Below are 23,029 nucleotides of genomic sequence, written 5' to 3'. Positions count from 1 at the left end.
ATTCGCAGGATAGCATTAGGCTCAATTGATTATTTTATCGTTGTTACAGGGAATACAGCATGCAGAACCGCCTTACGATTAAAGACATCGCGCGTTTAAGCGGCGTGGGGAAATCGACCGTCTCACGCGTGCTTAACAACGAAAGCGGTGTCAGCGAGCGCACACGCGAGCGCGTCGAGGCGGTGATGAATCAGCACGGTTTTTCCCCTTCCCGCTCCGCGCGCGCCATGCGCGGGCAGAGCGATAAAGTGGTCGCCATTATTGTCTCGCGTCTGGATTCCCTCTCCGAAAACCTCGCCGTACAGACGATGCTGCCCGCGTTCTACGAGCAGGGCTACGATCCGATCATGATGGAGAGTAAGTTTTCCGCGCAAATGGTGGAGGAGCATCTCGGTATGCTTCAGCGCCGCAACATTGATGGCGTAGTGCTGTTCGGGTTTACCGGCCTTAAAGAGGACATGCTTAAACCCTGGCAGCCGTCTCTGGTGCTGCTGGCGCGCGACGCCAGCGGGTTTGCCTCTGTCTGTTACGATGACGAAGGGGCAATCGTGATCCTGATGCAGCGCCTGTATGAACAGGGCCATCGGCATATCAGCTATCTCGGCGTGCCGCATGCCGACATCACCACCGGCAAGCGTCGCCATGAAGCGTACCTGGCGTTTTGTAAAAAAAACAATCTCCCCGCCGTGGCCGCGCTGCCTGGACTGGGTATGAAACAGGGATATGAGCAGGTCGCCAGCGTGCTGACTGCACAAACCACCGCCCTGGTGTGCGCCACGGATACCCTTGCATTGGGTGCGAGCAAATATTTGCAGGAGCAACGCATCGGGGAGCTGCAGTTAGCGAGCGTGGGAAGCACGCCGCTGATGAAGTTCTTACACCCGGAGATTATCAGCGTTGACCCGGGTTATGCCGAGTCTGGCCGGCAGGCTGCCGCGCAGCTGATCGAGCAAATTACCGGGCGTACCGAGCCCCGTCAGATCGTTATTCCAGCCCGCCTCTCATAATTCTTTTGAATGGATTATTGTGATCTTCGCCCGATTTCGGGAACGTTCCCATTTTCGCCGTCACGTTGAAGGAGTAGGCTTGCGCACAGGTCATAACCCCTTTCACCATCTGTCATGAGGTTTCATGATGAGTAAAGTCAAACAAGCCGATATCGATCAGCTGATCGTCCTGGTCGGCGGACGCGAGAACATCGCCACCGTCAGCCATTGCATTACCCGCCTGCGCTTCGTGCTGAACGATCCGGCCAAAGCCAATCCGAAAGCCATTGAAGAGTTGAAAATGGTTAAAGGCTGCTTCACCAACGCCGGGCAGTTCCAGGTGGTGATTGGTACCGAAGTGGGCGATTACTATCAGGCTCTGCTGGCGACTACCGGGCACTCTTCCGCCGATAAAGAGCAGGCGAAGAAGGCAGCGCGCCAGAATATGAAATGGCATGAGCAGCTGATTTCCCATTTTGCGGAGATCTTCTTCCCACTGCTGCCGGCGCTGATCAGCGGGGGCTTAATTCTGGGCTTCCGTAACGTCATCGGCGATGTGCCAATGAGCGACGGCAAAACCCTGGCGCAGATGTACCCGGCGCTGCAAAGCATCTATGACTTCCTGTGGCTGATTGGCGAAGCCATCTTCTTCTATCTGCCGGTCGGGATCTGCTGGTCAGCGGTGCGCAAGATGGGCGGAACGCCCATTCTCGGAATCGTACTCGGCGTGACGCTGGTCTCTCCGCAGTTAATGAACGCTTACTTACTTGGTCAGCAAACGCCAGAGGTGTGGAACTTCGGCCTGTTTACCATCGCCAAAGTGGGCTACCAGGCGCAGGTTATCCCGGCATTGCTGGCGGGTCTGGCGCTGGGCTTTATTGAGACGCGTCTGAAGCGCATCGTGCCGGACTATCTCTATCTGGTGGTGGTCCCGGTCTGCTCGCTGATCCTGGCGGTGTTCCTGGCGCATGCCTTTATCGGTCCGTTTGGCCGCATGATTGGCGACGGCGTGGCCTTCGCGGTCCGTCACCTGATGACCGGCAGCTTCGCACCGATTGGCGCCGCACTGTTCGGCTTCCTGTACGCTCCGCTGGTGATCACCGGCGTGCACCAGACCACGCTGGCGATCGATATGCAGATGATCCAGAGCCTCGGCGGCACGCCGGTCTGGCCGATCATCGCCCTGTCTAACATTGCGCAGGCCTCCGCTGTAACCGGCATTATCATCGTCAGCCGTAAGCACAACGAGCGTGAGATATCCGTTCCGGCTGCTATCTCCGCCTACCTCGGCGTCACTGAACCGGCGATGTACGGTATCAACCTGAAATATCGCTTCCCGATGCTCTGCGCGATGATCGGCTCCGGTCTGGCGGGCTTGCTGTGCGGCCTGAACGGCGTAATGGCAAACGGGATTGGCGTCGGCGGCCTGCCGGGTATCCTCTCCATTCAGCCTTCATTCTGGCAGGTATTTGCGCTGGCGATGGCGGTGGCGATTATCATCCCAATGGCGCTGACTACCGTGGTTTACCAGCGTAAGTTCCGTCAGGGCACGTTGCAGATTGTTTAATTCCCTTTTTCGGGGCGCAGTTGCGCCCCTTCGCATTTGCAGGAACGTACTATGAATACCCTTCCTCACTGGTGGCAGAACGGCGTTATCTATCAGATTTACCCAAAGAGTTTTCAGGATACCACCGGCAGCGGCACCGGCGATCTGCGTGGCGTAACGCAGCGCCTTGACTACCTGAAAACCCTTGGCATTGACGCCATCTGGCTGACGCCGTTTTATATCTCCCCGCAGGTGGATAACGGATATGACGTGGCGAACTACACTGCCATCGACCCGACCTACGGCACGCTGGACGACTTTGACGAGCTGGTTGCCCGGGCGCATGAACGTGGCATCCGCATCGTGCTGGATATGGTCTTTAACCACACGTCCACGCAGCACGCCTGGTTCCGCGAGTCGCTGGATAAAGCGAGTCCGTACCGTGAGTTCTATATCTGGCGCGACGGTACGCCGGACGCGCTTCCCAACAACTGGCGCTCAAAGTTTGGCGGCAACGCCTGGCGCTGGCATGCCGAAAGCGAGCAGTATTATCTGCATCTGTTCGCGCCGGAGCAGGCGGATCTCAACTGGGAAAACCCGGCGGTGCGCGCCGAGCTGAAAAAAGTGTGCGAGTTCTGGGCCGATCGCGGCGTGGACGGCTTGCGTCTGGACGTCATTAACCTGATTTCAAAAGATCAGGATTTCCCGGACGACACCATCGGGGATGGCCGACGTTTCTACACTGACGGGCCGCGCATCCACGAATATCTCCAGGAGATGAGCCGGGATGTCTTTACGCCGCGCAACCTGATGACGGTGGGCGAGATGTCCTCCACCTCGCTGGAGAACTGTCAGCAGTATGCGTCGCTCGACGGGCGCGAGCTGTCGATGACCTTTAACTTCCATCATCTTAAGGTGGACTACCCCGGCGGCGAAAAGTGGACGCTTGCGAAGCCGGATTTTGTGGCGCTGAAAACCCTTTTCCGCCACTGGCAGCAGGGGATGCACAACAAAGCCTGGAACGCGCTGTTCTGGTGTAACCATGACCAGCCGCGCATCGTGTCACGCTTTGGTGACGAAGGGGAACACCGCGTGGCGGCGGCGAAAATGCTCGGTATGGTGCTGCACGGGATGCAGGGCACGCCGTATATCTATCAGGGTGAAGAGCTGGGCATGACCAACCCGCATTTCAGCCGTATCACCGACTACCGCGACGTAGAAAGCCTGAATATGTTCGCCGAACAGCGGGCTAACGGCCGCGATACGGATGAACTGCTGGCGATTCTGGCGAGTAAGTCACGTGATAATGGGCGCACGCCGATGCAGTGGGACGCCTCGCACAATGCGGGCTTTACCGGGGGCGAACCGTGGATTGGTGTCTGCGACAACTACGAAACCGTGAACGCCCGCGCGGCGCTGGACGACCCCGATTCGGTGTTCTACACCTATCAGTCGCTGATTCGCCTGCGCAAAACCCTGCCGGTGCTGACGTGGGGGGATTATGAGGATCTCCTGCCTGACCACCCTTCCCTGTGGTGCTATCGCCGTCAATGGCAGTCACAAACGCTGATGGTGGTGGCGAACCTGAGCCATTTGCCTCAGGAATGGCAAGCGGACGCTCTCAGCGGCGAGTCGCAGGTGGTGATAAGCAACTACCCCGGCCCTCAAACCTCAATGCTTCGTCCGTTTGAAGCCGTGTGGTGGTTAAAGCAGTAATTCCTCCGCCGGGCACGATGCCGTGTCCGGCTTACTTTACTGTTTTTGTTGAATAATTAATCAGATTTTTCCTTCGCGTCTTTACAATTGCCTCAGCGCCCGCCGTTTGTACTCTCGTCTTTTTACTTTGTCCTGCATCAAAAAAATCGCAAACATGTTTGATGAAAATCACTATATGTAGCACTTAAAATGCACGCCGACCCAACATCTTGTATTTATCGTCTACTATTCCAACAACAAGACGGCGCGAACGCTGGCCGGAATTGTGGATAACACGAGCTGGGCACGCGGGAAGTCTTTGCCTCGGCGAGGAATACGCCCGGTGAATACTTCTCCACCTCTGTGGATAACCTGTTTTTAAAATGGAGTGATCATGACACCGCATGTGATGAAACGTGATGGCTGTAAAGTGCCGTTTAAATCAGAGCGCATCAAAGAAGCCATTCTGCGTGCAGCTAAAGCAGCGGGAGTCGATGACGCAGATTACTGCGCCACCGTCGCAGAAGTCGTTAGCAGCCAGATGCACGAACGCAGCCAGGTGGATATCAACGAGATCCAGACCGCGGTTGAAAACCAGCTGATGTCTGGTCCGTACAAGCAGCTGGCGCGCGCCTACATTGAGTATCGTCACGACCGTGACGTCCAGCGTGAGAAACGCGGTCGCCTGAACCAGGAGATCCGCGGCCTGGTAGAGCAAACCAACTCGTCGCTGCTCAATGAAAATGCCAATAAAGACAGCAAAGTGATCCCGACCCAGCGCGACCTGCTGGCTGGTATCGTCGCCAAGCACTATGCCCGCCAGCACCTGCTGCCGCGCGATGTAGTCTCGGCGCACGAGCGCGGTGAGATCCACTACCACGATCTCGACTACTCGCCGTTCTTCCCGATGTTTAACTGCATGCTGATCGACCTGAAAGGCATGCTGACCCAGGGTTTTAAAATGGGTAACGCCGAGATTGAGCCGCCGAAATCCATCTCCACCGCGACGGCGGTCACGGCGCAGATCATCGCCCAGGTGGCGAGCCACATCTATGGCGGAACCACCATTAACCGCATTGATGAAGTGTTGGCCCCGTTCGTGACCGAGAGCTTCAACAAACACCGTAAAACGGCGGAAGAGTGGCAGATCCCGGACGCCGACGGTTATGCCCGTTCCCGCACCGAGAAAGAGTGCTACGACGCGTTCCAGTCGCTGGAATATGAAGTAAACACGCTGCACACCGCCAACGGCCAGACGCCGTTTGTGACCTTCGGGTTTGGCCTCGGAACCAGTTGGGAATCACGCCTGATCCAGCAGTCTATTCTGCGTAACCGTATCTCCGGCCTCGGTAAAAACCGTAAAACGGCGGTGTTCCCGAAACTGGTGTTCGCCATTCGCGACGGCCTGAACCACAAGTTTGGCGATCCGAACTACGACATCAAACAGCTGGCGCTGGAGTGCGCGAGCAAGCGTATGTACCCGGACATTCTGAACTACGACCAGGTGGTAAAAGTCACAGGTTCGTTTAAAACGCCAATGGGCTGTCGCAGCTTCCTCGGCGTGTACGAGGATGAGAACGGCGAGCAGATCCACGACGGGCGCAACAACCTGGGCGTCATCAGCCTGAACCTGCCGCGCATCGCGCTGGAAGCCAAAGGTAATGAAGCGGCCTTCTGGGCGCTGCTGGATGAACGTTTACAGCTGGCACGTAAGGCGCTGATGACCCGCATCGCCCGCCTTGAAGGGGTGAAAGCCCGCGTCGCGCCAATTCTCTATATGGAAGGGGCCTGCGGCGTGCGCCTGAAGGCGGATGATGATGTGTCGGAGATCTTCAAAAACGGTCGCGCGTCGATCTCTCTCGGCTATATCGGCATTCACGAAACCATTAACGCGCTGTTTGGCGACAAGCACATCTATGACAACGACGCCCTGCGTGAGAAAGGTATCGCGATTGTGCAGCGCCTGCGCGATGCGGTAGACCAGTGGAAAGAGGAAACCGGCTACGGTTTCAGCCTGTACAGCACGCCGAGCGAAAACCTCTGCGATCGCTTCTGCCGTCTGGATACCGCCGAGTTCGGCATCGTGGAAGGGGTGACCGACAAAGGTTACTACACCAACAGCTTCCACCTCGATGTGGAGAAGAAGGTGAACCCGTACGACAAGATCGACTTCGAAGCGGCCTATCCGCCCATCGCGAACGGCGGTTTTATCTGCTACGGCGAGTACCCGAACATTCAGCATAACCTGAAGGCGCTGGAAGACGTGTGGGATTACAGCTATCAGCACGTGCCGTACTACGGAACCAACACGCCAATCGACGAGTGCTACGAGTGCGGCTTTACCGGTGAGTTCGAGTGCACCAGCAAAGGCTTCACCTGCCCGAAATGCGGTAACCACGATGCAGCCCGCGTCTCCGTGACCCGTCGCGTGTGCGGCTACCTCGGCAGCCCGGACGCCCGTCCGTTTAACGCCGGTAAGCAGGAAGAGGTGAAGCGCAGGGTGAAACATCTGGGAAATGGGCAGATCGGGTAATCCACTGCCACGTTAATGCCCGGTGGCGCTGCGCTTACCGGGCCTACGGACCGCTCTCTTTTGTAGGCCGGGTAAGCGCAGCGCCACCCGGCGTGGTTATTCGCGATGAACTATCACCAGTACTACCCCGTCGACATCGTCAACGGCCCCGGCACCCGCTGCACCCTCTTTGTATCAGGCTGCGTTCACGAGTGCCCCGGCTGCTATAACAAAAGCACCTGGCGCCTGAACTCGGGTATGCCGTTTACCGCTGAGATGGAAGACCGCATCATCAACGACCTGAACGACACGCGCATTAAACGCCAGGGGATCTCGCTCTCCGGCGGCGACCCGCTCCATCCGCAAAACGTGCCGGCGATCCTGAAGCTGGTAAAACGCATCCGCCGCGAGTGCGCGGGAAAAGACATCTGGGTCTGGACGGGTTACAAGCTGGATGAACTGAATGCGCAGCAGAAGGAAGTGGTGGATCTGATTAACGTCCTGGTCGACGGCAAGTTCGTGCAGGATCTTAAAGATCCTATGCTTATCTGGCGCGGCAGCAGCAACCAGGTTGTGCATCATCTGCGTTGAATGAAGGCGGATATCCTCTGTCCGCCTGAACGTCAAAACCGACTCACACTCTCCATTGCCTCAGCCTTAAACGCCGCAAAATCCTCGCACTGGCACAGGCGCGCCATCGCGCGTTCACGCAGGAAAGTGACAAAAATATCGTAAATCGCCATTGCCTCTTCGTACTCGCTTTTGCTGATGGCGAGCAGAAAAATGACATGGGCGGTTTCATCTCCCCACTGAATGCCCTGCGGCGCCAGCACGGTGTAGACCACCGTTTTTTGCGCCAGCAGGCCGAGGGAGTGCGGCAGCGCGATGCCGTCGCCGAGCATAGTGCTGACGATAGCTTCACGCTCGATAACCGATTCCAGAAATTCCGCGCCGACAAAGCCTTCGCTTTCAAGCTGCCCACACAGTTCGCGGAACAGCGTTTGCTGGTCGACAGGCTTGTCGAGAATGCGGAAATGGGCCGCGTCGAAGTATTTCTCCAGCATCCACGGGCGGGTACGGTCCACCAGCACCAGCTTGCCGATCTGCTCTAACTGATAATCGGTCGGGAACGGGGCGATTATCACCACCGGTTTGGATTTTTCGCTCACGCGAGCGGTGGAGATCACGAAGTCTTCGCCGATGGCATCGGCAAGTTCGTACTCGCGCAGGGTGAGCGTGCGCGTCACCTCAATCTGCGGGTATTTACGCTGAAGCACCGCCTCAATCATGCGCACCATCGCGTTACCGGCGTCACATACCAGCAGCACGCGCGGCTGACGCTGGTAGCCGATGTTGTAGTGGCGCTCCAGACCGACACCGATATGCAGCACCAGAAAACCAATTTCGTTTTCGCTGATCACATACGGCGTGTATTTGCCCCAGCTCGACACCGCCGCGAGGGTCATATCCCACGCCATCGGGTAGTGCTGCTTGATGTTATCCAGCAGCGGATTGGGGATCATGATTTGATACCGCACGCGGGTAATCATGGTTTTGATGTGCGTGAGCAGATCTGCATGCAGTTGCTCGTCGCTCAACAGGTTGTAGTTATAGTGGGTGTTGATGTAGCGCAGGATATAGTTGACCAGGGCTTCGTCGTCGTCAGCATTAATGGCGCTGGGGGCGATCTCCTGGATCTGCCGCGCCGCAATGTGCACGCACAGCCAGCTCTCTTCCGATGGTGAAAGCGCTTTGCCCGCCAGCTCCTGGATAGCCACGGCGATATCTTTCGCCGCCTCGCGTACGTTCTCTTCCACGTCTTCAGCGTGGAATTCCGGCAGCGGATACCCCTCGCTGATGCGCCGCACCGACACCGCGCAGTACAGGCGCAGGAACAGCTCGCCTTCATCGGTCAGGCGAATGTGATGGCGCGTCAGCGCGTCGTGCAGGACAGGGACCATCTTTTCCGCCACGCCCGCGTTGAGCGCCACGTCGGTCACCAGCGGGTTAAGGCTATCCTGCTGCGCCAGCTCCCACAGGAGGTCGGTCAGGCAGGCGCGGATCGCCATCTCGCTGCCAAACAGCTTCATGCCGTGGCGCGGGCGGGTTTCCAGCGTCAGGTTGTAACGGTGAAACCACTCGCGCACTTCCACCATGTCGCTCTGCAATGTGGCCCGGCTGACGAACCACTCATCGGCCAGATCCTCCAGCTTGAGGGAAAAGGCTGACGTCAGAAAACGCACCACCAGATAGTGCACACGCTCCGGTCCGGTTCGCGGAATACGCAGCGCGCGCGGGTGGGACGACTGCAATTGTTGATAGCGCACCACATCATTGATTTTGAGCTGATAGCCGTTGCCCCGGCTCAAAATGAACTGCGCACCGTGGCTGGCCAGCAGCGCGTTCAGGGCGGTGATATCCGCCCGGACGGTTCGCGTGGAGACCGACAGCCGCTGCGCCAGCTCGTCCTGCGGCAGCGTCTCGTTTTGCAACAGATCGAAAAGTTGCGCTAAACGTTGGTTCGGAAATCGCACGTCGTTGTCCTCTTACTGCTCAGGGTGAAATGACCATCTGGGATGGGCTGCCGACCGGGGTATAGTCTGACTCGGCGCTCAGCTTGCCGTCCGGCGCCACGCGGAAACGGGTAATGTTGTCGCTGCGCTGGTTCATGACGTACAGCCAGCGCCCCTGCTTATCAAGCGTCAGGGTGCGCGGATAGTCGCCCCGCGTCCAGACATCGTCCTGATGTGTCAGCGTGCCCTCCGCCGTTACGGTAAAGTGCCCGATGCTGTTATGCAAACGGTTAGCGACATACAGCTGTTTCCCGTCGGCGCTTAGCGCCAGCCCGGCGGCAAAACTGGTGCCTTTATAACCGTCCGGCAAGGCTGAAACCGTTTTACCCTCTTGCAGCCTGCCGTTGCTGTCCAGCGCATAATGGGTGAGCGTAGAGGCTTCTTCGTTAATCAGCCACAGGGCATCCCCCTTCGGCGTAAAGACGAAGTGGCGCGGCCCGGCCCCTTTTGAGGAGGCGCTGATAAACGGCGGATCGTTCGGGGTCAGCTTTCCGGTTCGATCGTCAAAACGGTACTGATAGATGCGATCCAGCCCCAGATCGGTGGAAAAAACGTATTTCCCGCTCGGATCGGCGGCGATCATGTGCGCGTGAGGGCCGTTATGATCGCTGATGGCGAAACTGCCCTCGACGGCAGCTTCCGGCTTTGCCGCGCCCGGTTCGCCTTTGTCCTGATGGGTGTCCGTAGCATCGCCCAGGCTGCCGTCTGCGTTAACGGGCAGCACCGCGATCGATCCGCTGACGTAGTTCGCCACCAGCAAATGTTTGCCGTTCGGCGTCAGGGAAAGATACACCGGCCCCGCGCCGCCGGAGGCCACCTGATTCAGCTCGCTCAGCGCGCCGTTATCGCCTATTCGCAACGCCTGCACCACGCCCTGCTCCACCTCGCTTGCCAGGTAGAGCATTTTGCCGTCGTGCGAGACGGTAAGCTGCGCAGCGTTCGGGAGTTGGCTCACCAGCGTTTTGTTATCGAGCGCGCCGGTTTGCGGGTCGACGGTAAAACGGTACAGCCCTTCGCCGTTGGGATTATAAGTACCCACCCAGGCGTATTGCGTCTGGGCGACAGCGGCGGTGGCGAGCATTGAGAGTGAAGCGACAAGCAGGGTACGGGTGTGCATGGTGGCTCCTTCGGGTGTGTGCGGTGTGTTTCCCCTCACCCTAACCCTCTTCCCAAAGGGGAGAGGGGACGATTACACCCTCTCCCCTTTGGGAAGAGGGCTGGGGTGAGGGGCAGGTTCTACTTCACCAGCTTCTTCGTCATCTCCAGCAGCGTACGCACATCTTCCGGACGCGTGTCGCCGCTGGCTTTGTCGATAATCGAGCTGTAGATATGCGGGATGATTTTGCTCACGCCCGCGTCCAGGGCGATCTGCAGGATCTCCTCAAAGTTCTCCAGATCGATTCCCCCGGTCGGCTCCAGCCAGAAGTCGTGACGGGCGCAGGCTTCCGCCACCGCTTTATACTCGTCACGGCACTTGAGGCCGCCCATCGGGAAGTACTTGATTGAGCTGCCGCCGAAATCTTTCAGCAGGGCAATCGCGGTTTCCACCGGCACAATGCCGTCCGGCGCGTTGCTGCTCAGCGGGCCGGTGGAAATTTTAACCATGCCGACGGTGCCGGTCGGGGAGACCAGGCCATTGACCACCGACTCATTCTGCCCCAGCAGCGCGCGGCTGGCGGCCACGCCGGTAAAGACCTGATTGACGTGCTGCGGCTGTACCTGGCGGGAGATTTCACTCACCATCGCCGACTGGTTCGGATCGCCTGCGCCCAGCCCCACAGAGAGCGCGTTATCAATCAGTGCCGCGTACTCGCGCATATCCGCGACGGCGCTCGCCACGTCGGGGTAATTTTTGGAGAGCACGCCCACCAGCACATGACCTTCCGCCGCCTCGTAAATGGCGCTGGCGTTGGCTTTCGATCCTGCCAGCACGTTCAGGCAGACGCGGTCACGGTAAAAGTTGGGGGTCAGTTTCATGCTTTTTTCTCCTGTCCTAATACTTCGCTAATACGGCGGTACACGATGTTCAGCTGATCAGCATTCACGCTGCGCACATCCGCTTCGATAATCCCTTCGTTAGCTTTATAGCCACGGAAGTAAATGGCGTATTCGCCCTGCTTCAGCGCGTTCACCAGTTCACCGGTGCCAACGCCGGTGGTGGCTTCGTCAAACTTAATCTCGGTGCGGGCGATGTCGCGTCCGGCGCTGTCCCAGACCACGCGCGCGGTGACGCCGTTCAGGGTGTTGAGCGCGTCAATAAACGGCGTCATCTTCGACACCATCTCGGCCCCGCTCTCTTTGGTGGCCGTCAGGTAGTGTTCGATGGCGCAGGTCAGGCCAAGAATGCCCTCTTTGCCCACCTTCATCGCGCGGCCAATGCCCGCCGTCTGGCGCTTCACCCACTCAACGTACTGGGTTTTGCCGATCACCAGGCCGCTGGTTGGCCCTTCAATCGCCTTCGCGCCGCTGTAGATCACCAGATCGGCGCCGGATCGGTAATAGGTATGCAGATCTTCTTCCGCCGCGGCATCAACGATCAGCGGCAGGTCGTGTTTACGCGCAACCACCGCCGCCTGCTCGACGCTGAGCATGCTTTTCTGTACGCAGTGGTGCGATTTAATGTAGAGGATAGCCGCTGTACGCGGGGTGATCGCTGCCGCCAGCTGATCGGCAGAGCATTCGTTGGCGTAGCCCGCTTCCACCAGCCTGCCGCCACCCAGCGCTACCATGGTGCCTACCGGCGCGCCAAAGTTAACGTTGTGGCCTTTCGGCAGGACGATCTCGTTGTTCTCAATCGGTGTGACGTGCAGGTTTTCCAGCAGCCAGTCGCTGTCTTTCACCAGTACCGCCGCCACGGACTGGGCAATGCCCGCTGACGCGCAGGAGACCACCGTTGCGCCTTCCACCTCCAGCAACTTCGCGATGTATTCGCCGGTTTTATTGACCAGATCCTTTATCTCGAAATAGTGATTCATGCCGTCCATCGCCGCCTGCACCACTTCCGGGCGCGGCGTGGAGACACCCAGCGCCGTCATGCGGCCAGAGGTGTTGATAACCTGCTTTAAGTTGTACTTCTCATAAATCGAAGGCATGTTCCGTGCTCCCTTGTTCGGTCATGTAGCCCTTGCCCGCGCGGATCGCGGCAAGCGGCACCAGAATGTGTTCAGCCTGCAGGCTGTCGTTTTCAGCATCCGTCAGCACCGTCGGCTGGCGTTTGAGGGTGAACAGCGTCAGATCAGCGTCGAGACCAGGCTGAATGCGGCCTTTGCGCGTCAGGCGCAGGCCGTCTGCGGCGTTGGCGGTGACGCAGTCAATCACCTGCGGCAATGACATGCCGATGGCGAGGAATTTCGACATCACGCTTGCCAGCGAGCCGACCGGGCCGTTGATGCGGTTGCGGCAGTAGATATCCGAACTGATGGTGTGCGGCAGAATGCCCATCGCGATGGCGCGTTTCGCCACCTCAAAGCTGAAGCTCGCCGTGCCGTGGCCGACGTCCAGACGCACGCCGCGCTTCAGCGCAGACGTAATGGAGGCGCGCAGCTCGCCGGAGGGCGTCAGGATGCGGTTAGGCTTGCCGTTGTAGCAGTGGGTGATGATGTCGCCGGAGCTTAACAGCTCGGCAATCTCATCCAGGTTCGGCGGGTTGTTGCCGATGTGCACCATCAGCGGCAGGTTGCCGTTCTCTTTCTGAATGGCTTTAGCGCGCTCCAGCGGGGTAATACCGTTTTCACCGACCACGCTGCTGCTCATGCGCGCCTTCAGGCCGACGATAAAATCCGGGTAGCGCGTCACCGCCTGCTTCACCGCATCAGCATCAATATTGGTCATATTGGCCAGCTCGTTCTGGGCAATCAGCCCCACGCGGGAGATGTTCAGCAGGGCAAACACCTCGGTGGATGCTTTGCGGGTGATGGCGTAAAAATCATCCACGTCGTCGGCCCCAGTACTGCCCGCGTCCACCACGGTGGTGACGCCGGTGGCAATGCCCACGCTGTCCGGCTCGTCGTGGTAAATTGGGGAGTTCGGGTAGCAGTGGACGTGGGAGTCAATCCAGCCCGCGCTGACGAACACGACACCGTTAAGCTCAACCGTTTTACGAGCGGGAGCGTCAATTTGGCCTGTCGCGGCGATCTTCCCGTCCTGAATGGCGATATCGGTCAGGGTATCGTCGGCGAGGCGCGCACGGCGCAGGAGTAGATCAAACATGGGGTTCTCCTGATAAGGCGGGCACCGAAGCGCCCGCAGGTATTAAAGGGCGACCGGGAACAGCCAGCCCAAAATCATTGCGCCGAGGATGGCGCCACCGGTAATCGGCTTCTGCCAGATGTAGAACAGCAGCGCGCCCACCAGGGAACCGACGCCGATTGGAATGGAGGCGGTCATGGCGCTGAGGATAATCAACGGCCCGAGGAAGCGGCCGGAGGCGTTACCCGCGCCCATCATCACGTCTGCACCGTAGGTGGAGTTACTCTGGTTGATGGTGAACTTACGCGCCAGGATGATGACGTAGCCAATCGCCAGACCAATCACCAGGCCGGTAATCAGCGAGGCAATAAAGTTGGTCACCGGGAACATGATCCCCGCGCCCAGCAGCAGCGCCGGTACGCCGAGGCCCACGCCGGTCTGGATCGCCCCTCCGATGTCGAGAATCCCGACCAGCGACCCTTCGATGATACGGGCGAACAGGAAGCTTGCGCCGAACGCCGCCACCGCGCCGTAAACGCCGGTATCGATTCCCGCTTTCAGCATCGCCACGAAGGCCACTTCGTTAAACGCGCCGATGCCGTAGAGGTAGTACATGTGCGTCCCGGCGAAGACGCCGGAGGAGAGCAGGCCAACGAAGATCGGGAACGACCAGTCGGCATACCAAAAACCTTTATTCTGTTCCATGTCGAGGCTCCTGTTATTTACCGCTGAGCGAGTTGTGGATCATATCGAGCCAGTTCGGCACGGTCAGATGGAAGGATTCGATCATCTTCATGTCGAAGCCGCGGAAGAAGCCGCTCAGCACAAACAGCAGGACGATCGCCGCCATCATCACTTTGGTGACGTGGTTCCAGCCGCTCTCTTCCACGCCTTTACCGATCAGGATCCCCAGCACCAGGCCCGGCACGGCGTTACCCATGATCAGCTGCGCTGCGCCGCCAAAGATGGTGGCCCAGAAGCCCGATTTTTTACCCGCGTCGATGGCTGCCAGCCAGAAGATCACCGGCATCACGGTGTTGACCAGCAGGTTCGCGGCAGGCACCAGCACCTTCACGGCGGTGACCTGAAGCGCAGCCGGAACGGAGGAGGCGGTCAGGTTAAGGAAGGTCACGACAATCATGCCGATAATGCCGCAGGCAATCGCCATTTTGCGCGGGTCATGCAGCGTTTCACCGACGTTACGGTTTTTGATCATCAATGCAGCAGCACCCCAGTTCGGGATGATGCGGTGGTCAACGTCCTGTGTGAAGGCACCTGCGGCCACGGAAGAGGCCCAGGCGTTAAAGAAGAAACCTAACCCAAAGGAGAAGTGGGACGCCGGATCCCCTTCACAGGAGTTCAGTTCCCCCAATGTACGAAACGCGCCCATACCCTGAGTGGTAGGCGCATGAAACATGCGTGCAGCCCCGGCTCCAACACCGACGCCAACCAGGCCGCCAATGATGAGCGATTTTATTAATATAATTAAGAACATCAGTCTGCCCTTTTATGAATAATCAGCGTTGCGTGACGAAATCCACCTGGTCGAGATTGATGGCGGTCACGTTGACGGTCACATCCAGCTCCACGCTGTAGGTGCGTCTTTCCCGACGCAGAAAGAAGAACAAAAACGCTTCTTTTCGCACCGCTTCTTGCGCCTGAACAACCTGCACATCCTGTGGCTCAATACGCAGTAAGATATGCGGTGAGGCTTTCATCACCGCGGCCTGTACGTGGTTGAGGGCGTCGGCAAAGGCGCGCGCTTTGGCGTCGCCCTTCCCCTTCACTCTCACCGTGGTCGTGAACTGTTCTTTCATGCTTACGCGCCGTATTTCTTCTGCCACGCCTGTACCAGACGCTCGCCCAGCTCTTCTTTATCCATAAAGCCAAAGCCCAGCACGTTGCAGCCTTCGTTGATAGCGGTCACCCCCTCATCCACGGAGCGCATGCCGTATTTGGCCTTGTAGCCGTATTTGGTCTGGGCGGTGATGGCACCCGCGCCGCCGCTGCCGCAGAACGAGATCCCGAAGGTGGCGTTTTCTGCTTTCATCACGTCACCGAGCTTCATATCCGCTGCCATGCCCGGTACGACAACCGCGCGTCCGCCGGCTTTTTCCACACCCGCAGCCACTTTCTGACCTTTACCCAGGCGATCGCCAATCACGACTGTAATCTGTTCCATGTGTTGCTCCTTAAAGGTTGTCTTTCGCGACTTCGAAGTGAACGGAGAGCAGCCAGGCTTCTTCATCAGGAAGATTGCCAAACTGCGCTACCACTTCACGGGCAAGTTGCATTGAATCTGGTGAAATTTCGTCGAACAGCTCTGCTTCAACCTCCGGCAGCGGCTCGCCGGTCACAGACCGGTGCGCCATTGCGCGAACGTGGGAGGTCAGCATCTGCTCCTGTACCGCGTTGGGGATGATGTTGTGCCGGGCCAGCAGGGCGTAGACCTGCTGAAGCATGGTGTTCGCGAGCTGTTCTGTTTGCACCGCCTGTTCCCCAACGTCGTTCATTACCGCTCCGTTAATCACTCGTCTTACCCCGTTAATGGCTCTGGAATAAAACTAACGTCGAGGGGGCGTTGTTTGTAGCGAGTTGTTTTCCACTTCGAAGTGGAAAGGCGAGCCGCGGCAGTGATCTGTGCCACATAAATGCGGTGAATCTGGATTAATCGCTGGATTTACGTGATGAATATCACGCTATTACGCGGCACTAAACAGGTAAGCGGAGTGGAAAAGATTACGAGCAGGCTCGTAGAAATGTGACGTGGATAAGGTTTTCTTATGGGGAGGGAGAAGAGTGTGAGCGGGGATGCTTAACGCGCCCCGCTCATCCAGACTATCAACGATACTTTTTGTGATACGCGTTGCGGGTCGCCGCAAACTGGTCGGCTGCCGCCTGGGCTTCCTTCACTTTGCCTTCGTTCGCCAGCTTCAGCGCGCCGTCGATCTGGCCGACCAGCACGTCAAAACCGTGGCGGTAGTCTTTCATCTCGGCGCTGTCCGCCGCTTTGCTTTCCAGCTTCGGCGGCGTCGCTTTTTGCGCATCCAGCGCCGCTTCACGCATTTTGGTCAGTGCGTCTTTCATCTCCGCCGCATCGTCGGTTTTCTGCACCACCTTCAGGTTTTGACTGAGGATGTCCATGTTGTCTTCAAGATCGGCAGCAAACGCAGATGAGCCAAGAACCAGCGTTGAAGCCGCGACGATCGCTAACAGGTGTTTACGCATTGCTCACTTCCTTTTTTATTATAAATCACGCTTTTACGGGGATTATTGCCCGGCGATTTTCATCTCCGGCAGTAATACAGAACCACACTGAATATTGCTGCGTGTTTCAATATCGTTACCGACCGTAACAATATTGCGCCACATGTCCTTGAGGTTGCCGGCGATGGTGATTTCGCTCACCGGATACTGAATTTCACCGTTTTCCACCCAGAAGCCCGCTGCGCCGCGAGAGTAGTCGCCGGTGATACCGCTCACGCCCTGCCCCATCAGCTCGGTGACCACCAGACCGGTGCCCATCTCTTTCAGCATCTGTTCAAAATTCAGGCCCTGTCCGGCAATGCGCCAGTTATGAATGCCGCCCGCGTGCCCGGTGCTTTTCAGCCCCAGCTTACGCGCGGAGTAGTTGGTCAGCAGCCACTGGGTCAGAATGCCGTCTTTAACGATATCCCGGCGCTCCGTGCGCACGCCTTCGCTGTCGAACGGCGTGGAGGCCAGCCCTTTCAGCAGGTGCGGGTGCTCTTCGATGGTCAGCCATTCCGGCAGGATCTGCTTGCCCAGCGAGTCGAGCAGGAAGGTCGATTTACGGTACACCGAACCACCCGCAATCGCCCCCACCAGATGACCAAACAGACCGGTTGCCACTTCGTTGGCAAAAATGACCGGGGCTTTCATGGTGGAGAGTTTACGCGGCGAGAGGCGTGACAGCGTGCGTTCGGCGCACTCTTTTCCCACCCACTCCGGAGACTGCAAATCCCCCAGCGCGCGGCCAATGGTATACGCGTAATCACGCTCCATATCGCCGTTCTCTTCGGCGATCACGCAGCTGGAAAGCGAGTGGCGGGTTGAGCAGTACCCCTGCAACATGCCATGGGAGTTACCAAACACTTTGATGCCGTAGTGGCTGTTAAAGCTGCCGCCTTCGGTATTGGTGATGCGTTTGTCAGCCTGCAAAGACGCCTGCTCGGCGCGCGAGGCCAGCTCAATGGCCTCATCCGGGGTCACTTCCGCCGGATGGAACAGATCGAGATCCGGCGCGTCAAACGCCAGCAGCTCTTTATCAGCCACGCCAGCGTAAGGATCCGGGGAGGTGTACCGCGCGATATCCAGCGCCGCCTGCACTGTACGGGCGATGGCATCCGGGCTGAGATCGGTAGACGACGCGCTGCCTTTGCGATTCTGGTGATACACCGTGATCCCCAGCGCGCCATCGCTGTTAAATTCTACATTCTCCACTTCGCCATAGCGGGTGCTCACGCTAATACCGGTGGTTTTGCTGACCGCCACTTCGGCGCCATCTGATTTACCTGAAGCGAGCATCAGCGCGGTGGAGACGGCTTCTTCCAGGATCTTACGCTGCGCTTCAACTTGTGAGGTTACTTTCATCGCAAATGCCATACTGTAAGAGAGAGTTAAGTGAAGTCTAACAGAGAACCGTTTTTCAGTGCGCGTCTTAACTGGTAACATTAGCCTCTTTTTTTAAGGAGCCTGACATGACTAAGCAGCCCGAAGACTGGCTCGACGACGTTCCCGGTGATGACATCGAAGACGAAGATGATGAGATCATCTGGGTCAGTAAAAGTGAAATTAAACGTGACGCCGAAGAGTTAAAACAGCTTGGCGCAGAAATGGTAGAACTGGGTAAGAACGCGCTGGATAAGATCCCGCTCGACCAGGATCTGCGTGATGCCATTGAACTGGCACAGAAAATCAAGAAAGAAGGGCGTCGCCGCCAGCTTCAGCTTATCGGGAAACTGCTGCGTCAGCGCGATGTTGAGCCGATCCGTCAGGCGCTGGATAAACTTAAGAACCGCCACAACCAGCAGGTTGCGCTGTTCCATAAGCTGGAGCAGATCCGCGACCGTCTGATCGAGCAAGGTGATGACGCGGTACCTGAAGTGCTGAACCTGTGGCCGAATGCCGACCGCCAGCAGCTGCGTTCTTTGATCCGTAACGCGAAGAAAGAGAAAGAAGGGAATAAGCCGCCGAAGTCTGCGCGTCTGATTTTCCAGTATCTGCGCGAGCTGTCTGAGAACGAAGAGTAAACCCCTCACCCCAGCCCTCTCCCCAAAGGGGAGAGGGAGAAGAGATAATGTAGGCCCGGGAAGCGCTAACGCCACCGGGCCTTTTTTTACTCTGCGGCCGCGGCTTTCTTCGCCAGACCGTCCAGCAGCTTCTGATGGATCCCACCAAACCCGCCGTTGCTCATCACCAGAATGTGATCGCCAGGCTGTGCGGCTTTCACCACCATATCCGCTAAGACATCCACGTCCGCACTCCAGTGCGCTGGCTGAATGCAGGCGTCGGCCACTTCGGCCACCTGCCACGGAATATGCTGCGGTTGCAGGAGGAAGACCTCGTCGGCACGCCCTAAGGACGGCGCGAGATCGTCTTTGCATATCCCCATTTTCATGGTGTTCGAACGCGGTTCCAGCACGGCCAGAATACGCGCGGTGCCGCCAACTTTGCCACGCAATGCGGCAAGCGTCGCCAGAATGGCGGTTGGGTGGTGCGCGAAATCGTCGTACACCGTCACGCCATTCGCTTCACCACGCAGCTCCAGACGGCGGCGGGCGTTAATGAATGAACCCAGCGCATTGGCGGCATCCGCAGGCAGTACGCCCACGTGACGCGCCGCGGCGATCGCCATCAGGCCGTTGTGCATATTGTGCTCACCCACCAGGCCCCACTTCACTTCGCCCACTTTTTCGCCGTCGAGCAGCACTTCCCATTCGGAAGCATCCGCGTTGAGCTTTTTCGCCTGCCAGTGCCCCTGCTCGCCAACCAGCTCCTGCTCGCTCCAGCACCCCATCGCCATAGTCTGCTTCAGGTTGATGTCGTTCTCCGGCAGGATAATGCGGCCCTGACCCGGAACAATGCGCACCAGATGGTGGAACTGTTTCTGAATCGCTTTCAGGTCGTCAAAGATATCCGCGTGATCGAACTCAAGGTTGTTGAGGATCAGCGTGCGTGGGCAGTAATGCACGAACTTGGAGCGCTTGTCGAAGAACGCGCAGTCGTATTCATCCGCTTCAATCACAAAGAACGGGCTGTCGCCCAGACGCGCGGAGACGTCGAAATTCCCCGGCACGCCGCCGATCACGAACCCCGGCTTGTAGCCGCAGGCTTCGAGGATCCAGGTCGCCATACCGGCGGTGGTGGTTTTGCCGTGCGTCCCGGCAACGGCGACAACCCAGCGGTCGCGCAGGACAAAGTCATGCAGCCACTGCGGGCCAGACATGTACGGGATATTGCGTTCCAGCACCGCTTCAACGCATGGATTCCCACGGGTCATGGCGTTACCAACGATCACCAGATCCGGCTGCGGCTCGAGCTGGCTGGCGTCATATCCCTGAATCAGAGAAATCCCCTGCTTCTCCAGCAGCGTGCTCATCGGCGGATACACATTGGCGTCCGAACCTGTCACTTCATGGCCCAGCGAGCGCGCCAGCATTGCCAGTCCGCCCATGAAAGTGCCACAAATCCCCAATATATGAATGCGCATACGTCACTATCCTTCTTCAATGTGGCGCACATTTTACTCACATGTCAGCGGCTGTGAAACGCATTTCAGGTAAATCCGTATTTTGCTGGCGCGATTCACCTCTGCGCTAATATTTGAATGTTTGTTAAGATTGTTGGACATCAACCGCTTTACTCAACATAAGATGCAGGGAAAGTGTTATGAAAACGTTAGGTGAATTTATTGTCGAAAAGCAGCACGAGTTCTCTCATGCTACGGGTGAGCTCACTGCTTTGCTGTCGGCAATAAAGCTGGGCGCTAAGATCATCCACCGCGATATCAACAAGGCCGGTCTGGTCGATATCCTGGGTGCCAGCGGTGCCGAGAACGTTCAGGGTGAGGTTCAGCAGAAACTCGACCTGTTCGCCAATGAAAAACTGAAAGCAGCACTGCGCGCGCGCGACATCGTTGCGGGTATCGCCTCTGAAGAAGAAGATGAGATCGTCGTATTCGAAGGGTGTGAACACGCAAAATACGTTGTTCTGATGGATCCGCTGGACGGCTCCTCCAACATCGACGTTAACGTTTCTGTCGGTACCATTTTCTCCATCTACCGTCGCGTCACCCCGGTTGGCACACCGGTGACGGAAGAAGACTTCCTGCAGCCGGGCAGCAAGCAGGTTGCTGCCGGTTACGTGGTGTATGGCTCATCCACCATGCTGGTGTACACCACCGGCTGCGGCGTGCACGCCTTTACCTACGATCCGTCGCTGGGCGTTTTCTGTCTGAGCCAGGAGCGCATGCGCTTCCCGGAGAAGGGCAATACCTACTCCATCAACGAAGGCAACTACATCCGATTCCCGAATGGCGTGAAGAAGTACATCAAATTCTGCCAGGAAGAGGATAAAGCCACCCAGCGCCCGTACACCTCGCGCTATATCGGCTCGCTGGTGGCGGATTTCCACCGTAACCTGCTGAAGGGCGGTATTTACCTCTACCCAAGCACCGCCAGCCACCCGGACGGAAAACTGCGTCTGCTGTACGAGTGCAACCCGATGGCATTCCTGGCCGAACAGGCAGGCGGCAAAGCGAGTGACGGTAAAGAGCGTATTCTGGATATCGTGCCGGAAAGCCTGCACCAGCGCCGTTCGTTCTTTGTCGGCAACGACCACATGGTGGAAGACGTTGAACGCATGATCCGCGAATTCCCGGACGCGTAACGCGTAAATAGGGGAGCCCGACAGGCTCCCCTATTTTTATCATGCCGTTTGCGCCGTCAGTTTGAAGGATGCCATCGCCTCCATCAGCTCGCGCGATTGTTCCTCCAGGGAACGCGTTGCCGCAGAGGATTGCTGAACCAGCGCCGCGTTTTGTTGCGCCGTTTCATCCATCTGATTGACGGCAATGTTAACCTGCTCAATACCGCGGCTCTGCTCCTGAGACGCCGTCGCAATTTCTCGCATCAGTTTGGTCATACGCAGCACTTCGGTAGCGATCTCGTCCATCGTCTCACCGGCCTGTTGCGCCAGTTCGCTGCCCTCGTTCACGTGGGTTTGCGAATCGCTGATAAGCGAGCGGATCTCTTTCGCCGCATCGGCACTGCGGCTGGCGAGATTGCGCACCTCACCCGCCACGACCGCAAAACCCCGTCCCTGCTCGCCCGCGCGCGCCGCTTCCACGGAGGCGTTCAGCGCCAGAATATTGGTCTGGAAGGCAATGCCGTCGATGACGCTCAGGATATCGGCGATGCGCGCCGAGCTGCCGGCGATGTCGCGCATCTTCTCAATGACGTAGCAGACCATTTCGCTGCCATGATCGGCGGTATCGGAGACCGACTGCGCCAGCTGGTGCGCCTGCCCGGCGTTATCGGCGTTAAGTTTCACCGTGGCGGTGATCTCTTCCATGCTGGCGGCCGTCTGTTCCAGCGAGGTGGCGGTGGATTCCGTGCGCTGGGCCAGGTTCAGGTTCCCTGCCGTCAGCTCGCGGCTGCCGGTATCAATCTGCGAGCTGGCGTCACGCACCCGCAGAACGGAGTTCATCAGCGACTGGCGCATCTCTTCGATGACCGCGTTGAGGCGATTAAATTCCTGGCTCGCCGGCGCGTTCAGGGTGTGGGTTAAATCCCCGGCCGCTACGTGCTCCAGCTGGGCAATTGAGGCTGAAAGCGGCTTGAGCAGCATATGGCGCAGCACCAGCCAGGCCAGCACGATAATGCCTGCCGTCAGCAGCGCCGCGACGATAATCAGGATCAGCACACGGGTTTTACTCGCCTGCACGGCGCTCACCTCCGCTTTGCCGCGCGCCTCGCTCCACGTCTGGAACGCCTGCATATCGTTATCAAACTGCTTCGCCACCGGGACCAGCTTACTTTCCAGCAGATCGTAATAGCCGTCCGCACTTTGCTCGTTCAGGGCTTTCAGCATCGGGCTGATACCCTGCTGGTTGTACACCGCCAGGCTCGAGGCGACGTTATCCAGCAGCTTTTGCCCCTGCTCATCCGCCACGCCGCCGCCGATCACGCCCTTGAGCGTTTTCTGTGCCAGCGCCACTTCCTGGTTAATGGTTTTGACCGCCCTGGCCGCATCGTCCAGCAGGCCGACCTCCATCATGCGGACGGCCTGACCCGCTTCGTTACGCGCGCGCAGGATCAGCGTATAGCCGGCATTCAGCTGCACCATCTGTTCACCCTGAAGATGATTGATGCGCTGGAGAGAAGTGGAACTTTTTGTAAGGGCATAAATGCCAATGCCGCTGACAATCAGCAGCAGAAGGGTCATAACGGCCAGTAAAGAGAGCAAGCCGGTACGAATCGATAGCGTTTTAAGCATGATGTTATTTCCG

General features: G+C 58.0%; 21 protein-coding genes. 7 read left to right on the top strand and 14 right to left on the bottom strand.

The annotated features are described in order from the left end of the window. The first annotated feature begins 59 nt into the window (after window positions 1-59). The 5 genes from treR (at window position 60) to nrdG (ending at window position 7,330) form a co-directional block, all read left to right on the top strand. Window positions 60-1,007 (top strand): trehalose operon repressor TreR, encoded by a 948-nt coding sequence (gene treR / locus L3069_RS02465; protein WP_022646876.1) that lies wholly within the window; start codon window positions 60-62, stop codon window positions 1,005-1,007. A 127-nt stretch (window positions 1,008-1,134) separates the two neighbouring features. Then, a complete protein-coding gene (gene treB / locus L3069_RS02460; protein WP_022646875.1) occupies window positions 1,135-2,553 on the top strand; it encodes a PTS trehalose transporter subunit IIBC in 1,419 nt (472 codons plus the stop codon). 51 nt (window positions 2,554-2,604) lie between these two features. Continuing rightward, window positions 2,605-4,248: an alpha,alpha-phosphotrehalase gene (treC, locus tag L3069_RS02455; RefSeq protein WP_038415172.1), complete on the top strand. Its 1,644-nt coding sequence runs from the start codon at window positions 2,605-2,607 to the stop codon at window positions 4,246-4,248. Between the two features lie 373 nt (window positions 4,249-4,621). Then, window positions 4,622-6,760 carry an anaerobic ribonucleoside-triphosphate reductase gene (gene nrdD / locus L3069_RS02450; RefSeq protein ID WP_022646868.1) on the top strand — a complete coding sequence of 713 codons (2,139 nt, stop codon included), beginning with the start codon at window positions 4,622-4,624 and terminating at the stop codon, window positions 6,758-6,760. Window positions 6,761-6,865: 105 nt separating this feature from the next. Continuing rightward, a complete protein-coding gene (nrdG, locus tag L3069_RS02445; RefSeq protein WP_022646867.1) occupies window positions 6,866-7,330 on the top strand; it encodes an anaerobic ribonucleoside-triphosphate reductase-activating protein in 465 nt (154 codons plus the stop codon). 32 nt (window positions 7,331-7,362) lie between these two features. Here nrdG and L3069_RS02440 read toward each other — a convergent pair whose 3' ends face one another. The 12 genes from L3069_RS02440 to pmbA form a co-directional block, all read right to left on the bottom strand. After that, window positions 7,363-9,273, bottom strand: a complete 1,911-nt coding sequence (locus tag L3069_RS02440) for a transcription antiterminator (protein ID WP_023305322.1) — start codon at window positions 9,271-9,273, stop codon at window positions 7,363-7,365. Between the two features lie 19 nt (window positions 9,274-9,292). Next, window positions 9,293-10,429: a lactonase family protein gene (locus L3069_RS02435; protein ID WP_038415171.1), complete on the bottom strand. Its 1,137-nt coding sequence runs from the start codon at window positions 10,427-10,429 to the stop codon at window positions 9,293-9,295. A gap of 119 nt (window positions 10,430-10,548) precedes the next feature. Next, window positions 10,549-11,289 (bottom strand): KDGP aldolase family protein, encoded by a 741-nt coding sequence (locus L3069_RS02430; RefSeq protein ID WP_023299185.1) that lies wholly within the window; start codon window positions 11,287-11,289, stop codon window positions 10,549-10,551. Next, complete coding sequence (locus L3069_RS02425; protein ID WP_038415170.1) at window positions 11,286-12,404, bottom strand: DgaE family pyridoxal phosphate-dependent ammonia lyase; 1,119 nt, start codon at window positions 12,402-12,404, stop codon at window positions 11,286-11,288. The genes L3069_RS02430 and L3069_RS02425 overlap by 4 nt, the downstream gene beginning before the upstream one ends. Further along, window positions 12,388-13,521: an amidohydrolase/deacetylase family metallohydrolase gene (locus L3069_RS02420; protein ID WP_038415168.1), complete on the bottom strand. Its 1,134-nt coding sequence runs from the start codon at window positions 13,519-13,521 to the stop codon at window positions 12,388-12,390. The genes L3069_RS02425 and L3069_RS02420 overlap by 17 nt, the downstream gene beginning before the upstream one ends. Window positions 13,522-13,563: 42 nt before the next feature. Continuing rightward, a complete protein-coding gene (locus tag L3069_RS02415; protein ID WP_003856081.1) occupies window positions 13,564-14,205 on the bottom strand; it encodes a DUF4310 family protein in 642 nt (213 codons plus the stop codon). Window positions 14,206-14,218: 13 nt separating this feature from the next. Next, complete coding sequence (locus L3069_RS02410; protein WP_006810337.1) at window positions 14,219-14,995, bottom strand: DUF4311 domain-containing protein; 777 nt, start codon at window positions 14,993-14,995, stop codon at window positions 14,219-14,221. A gap of 22 nt (window positions 14,996-15,017) precedes the next feature. After that, window positions 15,018-15,317 (bottom strand): DUF4312 family protein, encoded by a 300-nt coding sequence (locus tag L3069_RS02405; RefSeq protein WP_006810338.1) that lies wholly within the window; start codon window positions 15,315-15,317, stop codon window positions 15,018-15,020. A 2-nt stretch (window positions 15,318-15,319) separates the two neighbouring features. After that, a complete protein-coding gene (locus L3069_RS02400) occupies window positions 15,320-15,682 on the bottom strand; it encodes an SFCGS family glycine-rich protein (RefSeq protein ID WP_006810339.1) in 363 nt (120 codons plus the stop codon). Between the two features lie 10 nt (window positions 15,683-15,692). Then, window positions 15,693-16,031, bottom strand: a complete 339-nt coding sequence (locus tag L3069_RS02395) for a PRD domain-containing protein (protein WP_026080657.1) — start codon at window positions 16,029-16,031, stop codon at window positions 15,693-15,695. Between the two features lie 310 nt (window positions 16,032-16,341). Then, window positions 16,342-16,728 (bottom strand): cytochrome b562, encoded by a 387-nt coding sequence (gene cybC, locus L3069_RS02390; RefSeq protein ID WP_022646861.1) that lies wholly within the window; start codon window positions 16,726-16,728, stop codon window positions 16,342-16,344. Window positions 16,729-16,770: 42 nt separating this feature from the next. Continuing rightward, window positions 16,771-18,123, bottom strand: coding sequence for a metalloprotease PmbA (gene pmbA, locus L3069_RS02385; RefSeq protein WP_023299182.1), 1,353 nt, complete (start codon window positions 18,121-18,123; stop codon window positions 16,771-16,773). 95 nt (window positions 18,124-18,218) lie between these two features. Here pmbA and yjgA point away from each other — a divergent pair, with 95 nt between their 5' ends. After that, window positions 18,219-18,770 (top strand): ribosome biogenesis factor YjgA, encoded by a 552-nt coding sequence (gene yjgA / locus L3069_RS02380; RefSeq protein ID WP_003856072.1) that lies wholly within the window; start codon window positions 18,219-18,221, stop codon window positions 18,768-18,770. Between the two features lie 86 nt (window positions 18,771-18,856). Here yjgA and mpl read toward each other — a convergent pair whose 3' ends face one another. Continuing rightward, window positions 18,857-20,230, bottom strand: coding sequence for a UDP-N-acetylmuramate:L-alanyl-gamma-D-glutamyl-meso-diaminopimelate ligase (gene mpl, locus L3069_RS02375; RefSeq protein WP_022646859.1), 1,374 nt, complete (start codon window positions 20,228-20,230; stop codon window positions 18,857-18,859). 179 nt (window positions 20,231-20,409) lie between these two features. On the opposite strand from mpl, the gene fbp reads away from it, so the two are divergent. Continuing rightward, window positions 20,410-21,408, top strand: coding sequence for a class 1 fructose-bisphosphatase (gene fbp / locus L3069_RS02370; protein WP_022646858.1), 999 nt, complete (start codon window positions 20,410-20,412; stop codon window positions 21,406-21,408). Window positions 21,409-21,447: 39 nt separating this feature from the next. Here fbp and L3069_RS02365 read toward each other — a convergent pair whose 3' ends face one another. After that, window positions 21,448-23,016 carry a methyl-accepting chemotaxis protein gene (locus L3069_RS02365; RefSeq protein WP_038415166.1) on the bottom strand — a complete coding sequence of 523 codons (1,569 nt, stop codon included), beginning with the start codon at window positions 23,014-23,016 and terminating at the stop codon, window positions 21,448-21,450. Between the last annotated feature and the right edge of the window lie 13 nt (window positions 23,017-23,029).

The organism is Enterobacter cloacae complex sp. ECL411, assembly GCF_021869665.1.
GTDB lineage: Bacteria > Pseudomonadota > Gammaproteobacteria > Enterobacterales > Enterobacteriaceae > Enterobacter > Enterobacter intestinihominis.
This window is presented reverse-complemented; position numbering and strand designations above follow the sequence as displayed.

Bases quoted from the DNA above. Each gene is read 5' to 3' on its own strand.
- yjgA (WP_003856072.1), top strand. From the start codon at position 18,219: ATGACTAAGCAGCCCGAAGACTGGCTCGACGACGTTCCCGGTGATGAC.
- treC (WP_038415172.1), top strand. From the start codon at position 2,605: ATGAATACCCTTCCTCACTGGTGGCAGAACGGCGTTATCTATCAGATT.
- L3069_RS02435 (WP_038415171.1), bottom strand. From the start codon at position 10,429: ATGCACACCCGTACCCTGCTTGTCGCTTCACTCTCAATGCTCGCCACC.
- L3069_RS02405 (WP_006810338.1), bottom strand. From the start codon at position 15,317: ATGAAAGAACAGTTCACGACCACGGTGAGAGTGAAGGGGAAGGGCGAC.
- L3069_RS02400 (WP_006810339.1), bottom strand. From the start codon at position 15,682: ATGGAACAGATTACAGTCGTGATTGGCGATCGCCTGGGTAAAGGTCAG.
- L3069_RS02365 (WP_038415166.1), bottom strand. From the start codon at position 23,016: ATGCTTAAAACGCTATCGATTCGTACCGGCTTGCTCTCTTTACTGGCC.
- nrdG (WP_022646867.1), top strand. From the start codon at position 6,866: ATGAACTATCACCAGTACTACCCCGTCGACATCGTCAACGGCCCCGGC.
- cybC (WP_022646861.1), bottom strand. From the start codon at position 16,728: ATGCGTAAACACCTGTTAGCGATCGTCGCGGCTTCAACGCTGGTTCTT.
- pmbA (WP_023299182.1), bottom strand. From the start codon at position 18,123: ATGGCATTTGCGATGAAAGTAACCTCACAAGTTGAAGCGCAGCGTAAG.
- nrdD (WP_022646868.1), top strand. From the start codon at position 4,622: ATGACACCGCATGTGATGAAACGTGATGGCTGTAAAGTGCCGTTTAAA.
- L3069_RS02410 (WP_006810337.1), bottom strand. From the start codon at position 14,995: ATGTTCTTAATTATATTAATAAAATCGCTCATCATTGGCGGCCTGGTT.
- treR (WP_022646876.1), top strand. From the start codon at position 60: ATGCAGAACCGCCTTACGATTAAAGACATCGCGCGTTTAAGCGGCGTG.
- L3069_RS02415 (WP_003856081.1), bottom strand. From the start codon at position 14,205: ATGGAACAGAATAAAGGTTTTTGGTATGCCGACTGGTCGTTCCCGATC.
- mpl (WP_022646859.1), bottom strand. From the start codon at position 20,230: ATGCGCATTCATATATTGGGGATTTGTGGCACTTTCATGGGCGGACTG.
- L3069_RS02425 (WP_038415170.1), bottom strand. From the start codon at position 12,404: ATGCCTTCGATTTATGAGAAGTACAACTTAAAGCAGGTTATCAACACC.
- L3069_RS02430 (WP_023299185.1), bottom strand. From the start codon at position 11,289: ATGAAACTGACCCCCAACTTTTACCGTGACCGCGTCTGCCTGAACGTG.
- fbp (WP_022646858.1), top strand. From the start codon at position 20,410: ATGAAAACGTTAGGTGAATTTATTGTCGAAAAGCAGCACGAGTTCTCT.
- L3069_RS02420 (WP_038415168.1), bottom strand. From the start codon at position 13,521: ATGTTTGATCTACTCCTGCGCCGTGCGCGCCTCGCCGACGATACCCTG.
- treB (WP_022646875.1), top strand. From the start codon at position 1,135: ATGAGTAAAGTCAAACAAGCCGATATCGATCAGCTGATCGTCCTGGTC.